The 11,501-nt window shown below is 71.7% G+C and carries 11 protein-coding genes; 5 read left to right on the plus strand and 6 right to left on the minus strand.

Going from position 1 to position 11,501, the window contains the following annotated elements:
- Positions 1-79: 79 nt before the first annotated feature.
- Positions 80-433, minus strand: coding sequence for an MmcQ/YjbR family DNA-binding protein (locus AB0I91_RS05330; RefSeq protein ID WP_499635367.1), 354 nt, complete (start codon positions 431-433; stop codon positions 80-82).
- Positions 434-469: 36 nt separating this feature from the next.
- On the opposite strand from AB0I91_RS05330, the gene AB0I91_RS05335 reads away from it, so the two are divergent.
- On the plus strand, positions 470-877 hold the full coding sequence (locus AB0I91_RS05335) for a hypothetical protein (protein WP_499635369.1): 408 nt from the start codon (positions 470-472) through the stop codon (positions 875-877).
- 375 nt (positions 878-1,252) lie between these two features.
- On the opposite strand, the gene uvrB is transcribed toward AB0I91_RS05335, so the two are convergent.
- Both uvrB and AB0I91_RS05345 read right to left on the minus strand, forming a co-directional pair.
- Complete coding sequence (gene uvrB, locus AB0I91_RS05340) at positions 1,253-3,412, minus strand: excinuclease ABC subunit UvrB (protein ID WP_499635372.1); 2,160 nt, start codon at positions 3,410-3,412, stop codon at positions 1,253-1,255.
- 63 nt (positions 3,413-3,475) lie between these two features.
- Positions 3,476-4,798: a DUF5685 family protein gene (locus tag AB0I91_RS05345; RefSeq protein WP_499635374.1), complete on the minus strand. Its 1,323-nt coding sequence runs from the start codon at positions 4,796-4,798 to the stop codon at positions 3,476-3,478.
- A gap of 108 nt (positions 4,799-4,906) precedes the next feature.
- On the opposite strand from AB0I91_RS05345, the gene AB0I91_RS05350 reads away from it, so the two are divergent.
- Both AB0I91_RS05350 and AB0I91_RS05355 read left to right on the plus strand, forming a co-directional pair.
- Positions 4,907-5,419 carry a ribonuclease FAU-1 family protein gene (locus tag AB0I91_RS05350; RefSeq protein WP_498780910.1) on the plus strand — a complete coding sequence of 171 codons (513 nt, stop codon included), beginning with the start codon at positions 4,907-4,909 and terminating at the stop codon, positions 5,417-5,419.
- A gap of 136 nt (positions 5,420-5,555) precedes the next feature.
- Entirely contained in the window at positions 5,556-6,074 is a 519-nt protein-coding gene (locus tag AB0I91_RS05355; RefSeq protein ID WP_498780793.1) for a ribonuclease FAU-1 family protein, read from the plus strand.
- Here the strand turns inward: AB0I91_RS05355 and coaE are convergent.
- The 3 genes from coaE to rpsA form a co-directional block, all read right to left on the minus strand.
- Entirely contained in the window at positions 6,050-7,225 is a 1,176-nt protein-coding gene (gene coaE, locus AB0I91_RS05360) for a dephospho-CoA kinase (protein WP_499635377.1), read from the minus strand. The two genes, AB0I91_RS05355 and coaE, sit on opposite strands and share 25 nt — an antisense overlap.
- A gap of 28 nt (positions 7,226-7,253) precedes the next feature.
- Positions 7,254-7,868: a hypothetical protein gene (locus tag AB0I91_RS05365; RefSeq protein ID WP_499635380.1), complete on the minus strand. Its 615-nt coding sequence runs from the start codon at positions 7,866-7,868 to the stop codon at positions 7,254-7,256.
- A 135-nt stretch (positions 7,869-8,003) separates the two neighbouring features.
- Positions 8,004-9,500, minus strand: coding sequence for a 30S ribosomal protein S1 (gene rpsA, locus AB0I91_RS05370; protein ID WP_033442914.1), 1,497 nt, complete (start codon positions 9,498-9,500; stop codon positions 8,004-8,006).
- Between the two features lie 191 nt (positions 9,501-9,691).
- Here rpsA and AB0I91_RS05375 point away from each other — a divergent pair, with 191 nt between their 5' ends.
- Entirely contained in the window at positions 9,692-10,522 is an 831-nt protein-coding gene (locus AB0I91_RS05375; protein WP_498780798.1) for a class I SAM-dependent methyltransferase, read from the plus strand.
- 10 nt (positions 10,523-10,532) lie between these two features.
- Entirely contained in the window at positions 10,533-11,456 is a 924-nt protein-coding gene (locus AB0I91_RS05380; protein ID WP_498780800.1) for a GNAT family N-acetyltransferase, read from the plus strand.
- Positions 11,457-11,501: the final 45 nt, after the last annotated feature.

Below are 11,501 nucleotides of genomic sequence, written 5' to 3' on the forward strand. Positions count from 1 at the left end.
CGCGACCGCACGGAGTGTTCCGCCCCCGCCGACCGGTCGCGTCCCTGTGGTCCTGGGCGCGGCGGCTGGGTGCGGTGGCCTAGGAGAGCGCTGGTCGCTTCGACTTGGGCAGCTTGGCCACGACGAGGTCGTAGGACAGGTCGAGGAGTTCGAGCAGCTCGTCGTCCGGCACGGCGCTACCCAGCCGGACCCGGTTCCAGCCGTAGCGCCCGATGTAGGCGCTGACCGCGACGTCGTCCGGGTAGCGCTCGCGCCAGTGCCCCGCGTCGTCGGCGGTGGCGCCCGACTTCACGCCGACGCTGCCGCCGTCCAGCGAGATGAACGCGAAGATCTTCCCGCCGACCTTGCAGCACAGCTCGCCGTCGCCGAAGGGGTAGGTCTCCTCCGCGCCGGGCTTGGCCAGGCAGTGCAAGATCACGTCGTCCAACGTCATGGCGTCACGCTAACCGGCGGCAATTAGGGTGATCACGTGACTGCCTACACGGACTACACCGACTACACGGACGAGGAAGGCCGGACCCTGCGCACGGCGGTCTTCGGCGCGATGGTGCTGGTGTCCACGGCCGAGCCGGGTGCGCTGGACGAGGAGAGCCACGCGGGCATCCGGGCGATGGCGACGTTCTCGCCCCGGCTGCGGCAGGTGCTGGGCGCCGCCCGGCCCGAACTGCCCGCGGGTTCGACGGCGGACGTGGAGGCGGGCGTGCTCGACGCGTTGCGGCGTTCGGTCGACATCCTGGCCGCGCGGACGCCCGACGAGGCGGCGGCGTTCCCGGCGGCGGTGCTGGCCGTGTGCGAGGAGGTCGCTTCGGCGGACGGACGTGTCGGCGAGGTCGAGAGCGCCGTGGTCGCCAAGGTCCGCGCCGCCCTGCAGGGCTGATGCCAAAGACCTGACCGAATCCTCCCGCGCCCATCCCGGCGCACCTGACGCCGCCGCTGGCCGACGGACAGTCCGAATGGACCGCTCGACGACCGCCCGGCGTCCGCTCGGCGGCAGTGCGGAGCGGATGCCGGGCGGCGGTGATGCGGTTGCTGTCGGGGCGGTGGCGGTAGGGGGTGGACGCTGGTGCGGCTGGGGGTTGGTGCGGCGCTGTCGAGCGGAGCGCCGGGGTTGCGCGAGTTGGCGACGCGATTGGTGGTATCGGCGACGCGGTCACTGGTGTCACCGCGTAGCCGGAGCGCTGGGTAGCCGGGGCGCTGGGTAGCCCCAACCGTCCGCCGGCGGTGCGGAGAGCGCCGCCGGCGGTGGTTGGGGTTACTTCACGCCGGCGGCGTCCATGCCCCGCAGCTCCTTCTTCAGGTCCTGGATCTCGTCGCGCAGGCGGGCGGCCAGTTCGAACTGCAGTTCACGCGCGGCGTTCATCATTTGATCCGTCAGTTGTTGCACGAGGTCCGCCAGCTCGGAGCGGGCCATCGTGCCGGTGTCGCGGTCGGTCAGCACGCCGGAGCCGCCCCGGCCGTTGGCGCCCGGGTCGCCGGTCGGCTTCTTGCCCCGCGAGGCGTTGCGGCCGGAGCCGCCGGGGGCGATGGCGTCCTCCGCCTCGGCGTAGACCTGCTCCAGGATGTCGGTGATCTTCTTCCGCAACGGCTGGGGGTCGAGGCCCCGCTCCTCGTTGTACGCGACCTGCTTGGCGCGCCTGCGGTTGGTCTCGTCGATCGCGTGCCGCATCGAGTCGGTGATCCGGTCCGCGTACATGTGGACCTGGCCGGACACGTTGCGGGCCGCGCGACCGATGGTCTGGATCAGGCTGGTGCCTGAGCGGAGGAAGCCCTCCTTGTCCGCGTCGAGGATCGCGACCAGCGAGACCTCGGGCAGGTCGAGGCCCTCGCGGAGCAGGTTGATGCCGATCAGCACGTCGTAGTCGCCCAGCCGCAGCTGCCGCAGCAGCTCGACCCGGCGCAGCGTGTCGACCTCGGAGTGCAGGTACCGGACGCGGATGCCGAGTTCGAGCAGGTAGTCCGTCAGGTCCTCGGCCATCTTCTTGGTCAGCGTGGTGACCAGGACCCGCTCGTCCCGCTCGGCGCGCACCCGGATCTCGTGCACCAGGTCGTCGATCTGGCCCTCGGTCGGCTTGACCACGACCTCCGGGTCGACCAGGCCGGTCGGGCGGATGACCTGCTCGACGAACTCGCCGCCGGTCTGGCCCATCTCGTACGGGCCGGGCGTGGCCGACAGGTACACCGTCTGGCCGATCCGGTCGGCGAACTCCTCCCACGTCAACGGGCGGTTGTCCATCGCGCTCGGCAGGCGGAAGCCGTGCTCCACCAGGTTGCGCTTGCGCGACGCGTCGCCCTCGTACATGCCGCCGATCTGCGGCACGGTCACGTGCGACTCGTCGATGACCAGCAGGAAGTCGTCGGGGAAGTAGTCGATGAGGGTCGCGGGCGCGGTGCCCGGACCTCGGTCGTCGATGTGGCGCGAGTAGTTCTCGATGCCGTTGCAGAAGCCGACCTGGCGCATCATCTCGATGTCGTACGCGGTGCGCATGCGCAGCCGCTGCGCCTCCAGCAGCTTGCCCTGCCGCTCCAGCGCGGCCAGCCGCTCGGCCAGCTCGAGCTCGATGTTGCGGATCGCCTTCTCCATGCGCTCCGGGCCCGCCACGTAGTGGGTGGCCGGGAAGATGCGCAGCTCGTCGACCTCCTTGACCACGTCACCGGTCAGGGGGTGCAGGTAGTAGAGCTTGTCGATCTCGTCGCCGAAGAACTCGACCCGCAGCGCCAGCTCCTCGTACGCCGGGATGATCTCCACCGTGTCGCCGCGCACGCGGAACGTGCCGCGGTTGAACGCGATGTCGTTGCGCGTGTACTGGATGTCGACCAACGCCCGCAGCAGCAGGTCGCGCTCGACCTCGCCGCCGACCTCCAGCTTGATCGACCGGTCGAGGTAGGACTGGGGCGTGCCGAGGCCGTAGATGCACGACACGGACGCGACCACGATCACGTCACGCCTGGTGAGCAGGCTCATCGTGGCCGAGTGGCGCAGCCGTTCGACGTCCTCGTTGACCGAGGAGTCCTTCTCGATGTAGGTGTCGGTCTGCGGGATGTACGCCTCGGGCTGGTAGTAGTCGTAGTAGCTGACGAAGTACTCCACCGCGTTGTCCGGGAAGTACCCCTTCAGCTCGTTCGCCAGCTGCGCGGCCAGCGTCTTGTTCGGCGCCATCACCAGCGTGGGCCGCTGCACCTTCTCCACCAGCCACGCCGTGGTGGCCGACTTGCCCGTGCCGGTCGCGCCGAGCAGCACGACGTCCTTCTCCCCCGCGCGGATGCGCTTCTCGAGGTCCGCGATCGCCGCGGGCTGGTCGCCCGCGGGCTGGTAGTCGCTGACCACGCGGAACTTCCCGTCGGTGCGGGGGATGTCACCGACGGGACGATGCGACGAGTGCGCCTTGACCGGGATCTCGGTTGGGAAAGCCACGGGTACGACGGTACGCCGCGGGTACGACAATTTCCGATCCGGCCCAGGTCAGCTGGGCCGTGATCAGCAGTTGCAGTCGCAACCGCAGCAGTCGCAGTTGCAGTCGCAGTTCGGGCCGCAGTCGCCGCCGTTGCACCACGCTTCACGCGGCTTGCCGCTGAACGGCCCCGGGTACGGGTCGCGGCAGCAGTACTGGCACGTGCCGCACTGGTAGAGCACGGCCAGGCAGCCCAGGAGCGCGCCCCGGGTGACCGGCGGCTGCTTCAGCTTGGGCCAGCACCACAGGCCGCTGCCGGGAGGTGGCGGCCCGTTGCCGCGCCTGCCCTTCTTGCCACCCTTCGGCGGCTCGGGCGGACCGCCGTGGCCGGGAGCCGAGGGCGGCGGCACGTGACCGGGAGGCGGCACGTGACCGGCGTGCGGGCCGGGCTGCCCGTGCGGGCCCGGCTGCCCGTGGGGACCGGGTTGGGCCGGCGGCGGGTACATCCCCGGCGCGGGCTGCCAGCCGGGCGGCGGTGGCGGGGTGTGCGGACCGTGCGAGTGGGGGTCGCCGAACGCCCGCCGGATCGACTCCCGCACCTCGTGCGCCAGCAGCACGTGCACCAGCCGGTCGTCGGCGAACTCCACCTCCGCCATCGCGAGCTTGATGCCCAGCGCCGCGTCCTCGCACAACCGCCGCGCCTCGTCCAGCGTCGTGCCCGTGGCGACCAGCGGGTTCCACGCGCCGGACGCCCGGTCCTCCGCCAGGTCCTCCACCGCGTCCAGCAGGTGCGCCAGCCGCCCGAACAGCCGCCCGACCTCGCGCAACGGGGCCGCGTTGCCCGGCCGCCCGGCCAGCACCGCGGTCTGCGCCACGGCCTCGCCCGCCGCCGTCTCGGTCGGCTCCGTCACGGTCAGCACGGACGACCCGAGTCCCGCCGCGGCCTCCACCGACGACTGCCGCCGCACGGCGTCCACCAGCACCGCCGTGTCGAACCCCAGGTCGAGGCCCGTCTGCGAGGCCTGCGCCGCCCACCGCCGCGCCACCTGCCTGCCGACGCCGCGCATCGGGGCCCGCGCGAACACGCCGTCGCCGTCGGCGACGTGGTCGCCGACCTTCGCCGAGGCCAGCACCAGGGACACCGACGCGGCCAAGCGCGCGCCCGTGCCCACGGCGACGTCCGCCGACTGCATACCCCTCAGGGCGCACGGCCCGGCGGAGCGCCGCGACCGTCCCGCCTGCGCCTCCACCAGGGCGGAGATGACCAGGCCGTCGTAGTTGGTGACCACGCGGGCCAGGTGGCCGTGGTCGTCGCGCAGCGCCAGGCACAGCCCGCACAGGTGCGCCAGCCACGACTCGCGCAGCTCGGGGCCCAGGCGGTTGCGGCAGGGGCGGATGATGCCGAACATGGCGGGAAGAGTAAGCGATCATCATACTTTCGGGTGACAGAAAGGAGCGTTCCGCCGGTGTCGATGCCTAAGGTCGGCGCTGTGACGTCGAGTGCCGCCGGGACCCGCATGCACATCCACCCGCCGAAGATCGAGTACTTCGACCTCGACGCGAAGAGCAACACCGATCCCAAGGGCCACCTGCGCGGGGTCGAGGAGTACCGGCTGACCGGTCACGGCCTCTACATGTCCCGCCCGGTGCCCGGCCACCCCCACCTGTCCCACTTCGAGTCGTGGCTGCTGCCCGCGCACGGCCTGCGCGTCACCCGGCAGTCGTGGCACCCGGGCCACGAGCGCGACTACGACCTGTACGTCGACGTGGTCGAGATCAGCTCCAGCGGCTCGGTGTGGAAGACCGTCGACCTGTACCTGGACCTGGTCGTGCGCACGGGCCGCAGCGTGACCGTGCTGGACACCGACGAGCTGCTGACGGCGCTGGACCGCGGGCTCATCCAGGCCGACCGGGCGCAGTGGGCGCTGGAGACGACCTACCGCGCGGTGGCCGGCATCGCCGCGCACGGTCACGACGCCGTGCGGTGGCTCGCGTCCCAGGGAACGATCACCACGTGGCGTCGGCGGTAATACAGACCGTCACACTTGCAGGTCAACCGCCATCCGAGTCCGTCACCTGATAGAGACCGCATACCACACAGACCGTGATGTAACGAATCGAACCGGATAGTTACCCGGAGCACACTTCCGGCTACCCTCGGGTCGCGTGGGAGCGGTCATCACACCTCAGCTCGTCGACGTGGTCGACACCGTCAGCGCAGTTCGCAGCTACTCCAGCGGCATGTCGCGGCACCTGTCCACGTGTCGGGTCGAGCCGTGGGGACTGCGGCTGGAGTGCCCGACGCCGGAGGACCCGTTCTCCGATTCGGAGGTCACCTGGTTGATGCCCTCGATCGGATTGCGGCTGACGCACCACCGACCCCGGTCCAGACACGCGCGCAGCGGCCCGAGCGTGCTCAGCGCGGTCCGCGTGCAGCGCGACGGCCGCGCGTGGCGCACCACCGACCTGCTGCTCGGCCTGGCCGTGCCCGGCGGCACGACCGCGCGGATCGTGCGCTGCGAGGAGTTCGCCGCCGCCGTGGCCGGGCGCGTCCTCGGACCCGGCGACGCCGACCAGGCGCTGCGCATCGTGCACCGCACCCTCGAGGAAGTCAGCCTCCACCGGCACGACCTCGGCTCGTGGCTGACCCACCGGGGCATCTACGACGCCTGGCCCTCCCTGTAGAAGGCGTCCACGCGCGCGGTCGCGGCGGCCATCCACGGCTCCTTCGACTCGGCGTAGGAGAAAGCGTCCGCGTCACCCCTGTGCTTCTCCGCCAGCTCCAGCTTCACCGCCGCGTACTCGTCCCGCGCCGCCGTGTCGGCCCGCAGCCAGTCGCGGAACCGGATCGCCCAGTTCCAGGCCGGACCGCCCTCGACCCGGACGTGCAGGTTGACCCGCCGTCCCGGATCCGCGCCCGCGTGCAGCCTCTTGCGCCAGCCCTCCGGCGCGTCGCCCTCGTACCGCACGCTGTCCTCGGCGTCGCCCAGGAACGGGAAACCCGCCTGCGCCAACGCCTCCTCCAGCTCGGCGGCTTCCTCCAGCGACGTCACGCCCAGCTGGAAGTCCAGCACGTCCTTCGCCGCGAGGCCGGGCACGGCCGTGGAGCCGATGTGCTCGACCGCGCGGCCACCGGCGGCGAGCCGGATGCGTGCCGCGACCCGGGCCGCCTGGACGGGCCAGGTCTCGTCGTAGGGCACCACCATCGGGGCGCCCGAGGCGTAGCGGCGCAGCCTGATGTTGGACTCGTAGCGCACCAGCCGGTCCGCCCACAGCGCGTCGACCTGCGCCAGCACCAGGTCGGGCGTGCCGGAGTTGTCCAGCCACACGTCCGCCACGGCCTGGCGGCGCTCGTCGTCGGCCTGCGCGGCGATGCGGCGGCGCGCGTCGTCCTCCGGCAGGCCCCGCTCGCGGAGCCGGACGAGGCGCTGGTCGAGGTCCGCGTGCACGATCACCACCAGGTGGTACAGCGGCGCCATGTCCTTCTCCACCAGCAACGGCACGTCGTGCACGACGATCGCGTCCGCGGGCGCGGCGGCGATCAGCTCGCCCGTGCGGGCCGCGATCCTCGGGTGCGTGATGCCGTTGAGCGTGGTCAGGGCCTGCTCGTCGCCGAACACCTTCGCCGCGAGCGCGGGCCGGTTCAGCGCGCCGTCCGCGCCCAGCACGTCCGCGCCGAACGCCTCCACCACCTCCCGCAGCCCGTCGGTGCCGGGTTCGAGCACCTCGCGGGCCAGCCGGTCGGCGTCGATCACCACCGCGCCGTGCTCGGCGAGCCTGCCCGCCACCGTCGACTTGCCCGACCCGATGCCCCCGGAGAGCCCTACGCGCAACATGGTGACCAGCCTGCCACGCGGCGGATCTTCAGGTGCCCTCGATGGGGGTCATGGACTGCTGGGCCACGGCGGCGAGGAAGCCGCCGATCGCGTCCTCGGGCAGCACGCCGACCTTCGCCCGCGCCACGAACGTGGTCTTGCCGAGCCAGCCGACGAGCAGGCGCTCGTCCTTGGCGCTGATCAGCTGGCCCTTCCGCTTGCCGACGTCGACCTCGCGGACGGTCGCGCCGTCCTCGCGTTCGGCGGCCACGCTGTCCGCGACCCGCGCACTGGCCGTCGGCTCGTCGTTGTACGTGGCCAGGCCGATGATGACGGGCGCGGCGGCGATCGGCTGCCGCTCGGGCACGCCGTAGTAGCAGTCGATCTTCCCGGTGCGGCCCAGCGACGGCTCCGGGATGCCGATGATGGTCTTCAGCTCGCCGGGCAGCTCGCGGCCGAGCTTCTGGTGGAACAGCTCGACCGGGATGACCAGCTCGCAGTCGTCGGGCAGCGGCCGGTCCGTCATCTGCGGGATCCGGCTGAACGACGTGGGCGGCACGATCGTCGGGATCTGCGGCTGCGCGACCGGTTGCGTCTGCACGGCGGCGCAGCCCGCGCTCGCGAGCACCACCACCGCCGCCAACACCGCCGTCCGCATGCTCATAGCATTCTCAACTTAGCGCACGGCAACGCCGATGAACCCCCGAAAGAGTGAACGACGATCGCCCCCCGCCCGAGGTGGGCGAGGGGCGATCGTCGTCGTTCAGTCAGCAGGCGGAGGTCCGCCCGCCGGTGCTGCTCAGGCGCCGCCCGACAGCTTCTCGCGGAGCGCGGCCAGCTGCTCGTCGCTGGCCAGGGTGCCGCCGGCCTGGGCCGGGGCGCCCGTGCTGGACGAGGTCGCGGCGGCCGGGGCCTCGCCACCGGAGGAGTAGTTCGTCTCCCCGGCGGCCTCTTCCTCGGCCGCGGCGGCCTTGGCCACCTGCTTCATGTGGGCCTCGTAGCGCGTGTGGGCCTCGGCGTACTGCCGCTCCCACTCCTCGCGCTGCTTGTCGAAGCCTTCCTGCCACTCCTGGGTCTCCGGGTCGAAGCCCTCGGGGTAGATGTAGTTCCCCTGGTCGTCGTACTCGGCGGCCATGCCGTACTGGGTCGGGTCGAACTCGGAGTCGACCGTGAAGCCCTCGTTGGCCTGCTTGAGCGACAGCGAGATGCGGCGGCGGTCCAGGTCGATGTCGATGACCTTGACCATGACGTCGTCGCCGACCTGCACGACCTGCTCCGGGATCTCGACGTGGCGCTCGGCCAGCTCGGAGATGTGGACCAGGCCCTCGATGCCCTCGTCCACCCGGACGAACGCGCCGAACGGGACGAGCTTGGTGACCTTGCCCGGCACGATCTGGCCGATCGCGTGGGTGCGGGCGAACTGGCGCCACGGGTCTTCCTGCGTCGCCTTGAGCGACAGCGACACGCGCTCGCGCTCCATGTCGACGTCCAGGACCTCGACCGTGACCTCCTGGCCGACCTCGACGACCTCGGACGGGTGGTCGATGTGCTTCCAGGACAGCTCCGAGACGTGCACGAGGCCGTCCACGCCACCCAGGTCCACGAAGGCGCCGAAGTTGACGATGGAGGACACGACGCCCTTGCGGACCTGGCCCTTCTGCAGCTGGTTGAGGAACTCGCTGCGGACCTCGGACTGCGTCTGCTCCAGCCACGCGCGGCGGGACAGGACCACGTTGTTGCGGTTCTTGTCCAGCTCGATGATCTTGGCTTCGAGCTCGCGGCCGACGTACGGCTGCAGGTCGCGGACGCGACGCATCTCGACGAGGGAGGCGGGGAGGAAGCCGCGCAGGCCGATGTCCAGGATGAGGCCGCCCTTGACGACCTCGATGACCGTGCCCTTGACGGGCTCGTCCTTCTCCTTGAGGGCCTCGATGGTGCCCCAGGCGCGCTCGTACTGGGCGCGCTTCTTGGAGAGGATCAGCCGACCTTCCTTGTCCTCCTTCTGAAGGACAAGAGCCTCGACCTCGTCACCAACCTTGACGACCTCGTTGGGGTCGACGTCGTGCTTGATCGACAACTCGCGCGAGGGGATGACGCCCTCGGTCTTGTAGCCGATGTCGAGCAGGACCTCGTCCCGGTCGACCTTGACGATGGTGCCCTCGACGATATCGCCGTCGTTGAAGTACTTGATCGTCTTGTCGATAGCAGCGAGGAAGTCCTCCTCCGTCCCGATATCGTTGATGGCGACCTGCTTCGGCGCAGCGGCAACCGGGACAGTGGTGGTGTCGGTGGACATTAGGTAGGTGGCTCCGGTACGGATTGGGGTTGGTGGCCTGCGGGTTCAACGCTACGCGGAGGGCACGCCCCACCGCGAAGACCGACTCACCGAGTGATCACCGATCGAGGACAGCGCGAACCCACTACGCGGGCGATATCGTACGCGGCCGCGAGCCCGCCGGGCAAACCGGACCCCTTGAATGGAGCAGTGTGTCCCACCAGCACGCGAGCGCGGAACACGCGCTCGGCACCACCGGCATCGCCAAGCGGGGCGTGGACGCCGCCGAGTCGCGCGCGGCCAACCGCATGTGGTGGGACGCCGACGCCGACGACTACCACGCCGAGCACGGCGACTTCCTGGGCGCGGCGGACTTCGTCTGGTGCCCCGAGGGCGTCCGCGAGGAGGACGCCGGCTACCTCGGCGACCTGCGCGGACGCCGCGTGCTGGAGGTCGGCTGCGGCTCCGCGCCGTGCGCCAGGTGGCTGACGTCGCGGGGCGCGCACGCGGTGGCGTTCGACATCTCCGCCGGGATGCTGCGACACGCCGTGGCGGCCAACGCGGCGACGGGTGTGCGCGTGCCGTTGGTGCAGGCCAGCGCCGACCAGCTGCCGTTCGCGTCGGGCAGCTTCGACGCGGCCTGCTCGGCGTTCGGCGCGGTGCCGTTCGTGGCCGACGTGGGCGAGGTGTTCGGCGAGGTCGCGCGGGTGCTGCGGCCGGGCGCGCCGTGGGTCTTCTCGGTAACTCACCCGATCCGGTGGATTTTCCCGGACGACCCGGGGCCGGGTGGGCTGACCGTCACCCAGTCGTACTTCGACCGCACGCCGTACGTGGAGGTCGACGACACCGGTCGGGCGACGTACGTCGAGCACCACCGGACCACCGGGGACTACGTGCGGGCGCTCGTCGGCGCGGGCCTGGAGCTGGTGGACGTGGTGGAGCCGGAGTGGCCCGCCGGGCACACCCGGACCTGGGGGCAGTGGAGCCCGCTGCGCGGCCGGCTGTTCCCGGGCACCGCGATCTTCCGCACCCGAAAGCCGTAACCTGCCTGGTATGACCGTCGGTCAAGGGCTGATGGAGGCGCAGAGCGCGCGCTTCGCGAGCGTCGACCCGCTGCTACCGCCGGCGGTCGCGCCGCCGGACGGCGACGTCATCACCGCGGCGCTGCCGGACGGGACGAGGGTCGCGGGCGTGCTGCAACGCCAGGTGCACGACCGGCGGTCGCCGGCCAGGCTCTGGTCGGCCACCGAGGTGTGGGAGCTGACGCCCCTGCTGGGCAACGCGGGCGCGGCGGGCATGGACGTGCTGCTGCGCGCCTGGCGCAAGCGGCTCGACCTGCTCGCGCCGGCCGACCGCGACTCGGCGTGCGTGCTGACCTGGCCCAGCCGGGACGCCGAGTCGACCAGGGCGCTGCTGGACCACGGCCTGGTGCCGCTGACCGTGGTCGCGGTGCGGCAGGCCCCTCCCCCGCCGGTGACGGGCGCGGCGACGATCCGCCGGGCGACGCCCGCCGACCTGGAGACGGTGCTGGCCCTGGCGCTGGCCGAGCTGCGCTACTCGTCCATGGTGGGCTCGACGGTGCACCGGCCGGACGCGGTGGCGCTGAAGCGGCGGACGCTGGCCGAGCGGCTGGCCACCGGCGGCCCGGCGTGGCTGGCCGAGCGGGACGGCATCGCGGTGGCGCTGGCGGAGTGCGCGGTGGTGACGTCGGAGCCGGGCAACTGGACGGCGACCAGGCTGCCGCACGGCCGCTGGGGCTACGTGAACTGCGTCTCCGTGCTGCCGGGCGCGCGCGGCACCGGCGTCGGCCGCCAGCTGATGGCGCACGCGCACCGCGAGCTGCACCGGCTGGGCACGGTCGGCACCTACCTGTACTACAACCCGCCGAACCCGCTGTCCTCGGTCTTCTGGCCGCGGCAGGGTTATCGTCCACTGTGGACGATGTGGGAGGTCCGCCCCGCCGGCGCGCTGCGCTAGCCACCGCGTGCCACGTCACACCGCGTCGAGTTGCGCGGCGCCCTC

Source organism: Actinosynnema sp. NPDC049800 (assembly GCF_040656635.1).
Classification (GTDB): Bacteria; Actinomycetota; Actinomycetes; order Mycobacteriales; family Pseudonocardiaceae; genus Actinosynnema.

What these genes read in the sequence shown, in the direction of transcription:
- AB0I91_RS05330 (WP_499635367.1), bottom strand. Translation starts at nt 433, where the DNA reads ATGACGTTGGACGACGTGATCTTGCACTGCCTGGCCAAGCCCGGCGCG.
- AB0I91_RS05365 (WP_499635380.1), bottom strand. Translation starts at nt 7,868, where the DNA reads ATGAGCATGCGGACGGCGGTGTTGGCGGCGGTGGTGGTGCTCGCGAGC.
- coaE (WP_499635377.1), bottom strand. Translation starts at nt 7,225, where the DNA reads ATGTTGCGCGTAGGGCTCTCCGGGGGCATCGGGTCGGGCAAGTCGACG.
- AB0I91_RS05380 (WP_498780800.1), top strand. Translation starts at nt 10,533, where the DNA reads ATGACCGTCGGTCAAGGGCTGATGGAGGCGCAGAGCGCGCGCTTCGCG.
- rpsA (WP_033442914.1), bottom strand. Translation starts at nt 9,500, where the DNA reads ATGTCCACCGACACCACCACTGTCCCGGTTGCCGCTGCGCCGAAGCAG.
- AB0I91_RS05350 (WP_498780910.1), top strand. Translation starts at nt 4,907, where the DNA reads ATGCACATCCACCCGCCGAAGATCGAGTACTTCGACCTCGACGCGAAG.
- AB0I91_RS05345 (WP_499635374.1), bottom strand. Translation starts at nt 4,798, where the DNA reads ATGTTCGGCATCATCCGCCCCTGCCGCAACCGCCTGGGCCCCGAGCTG.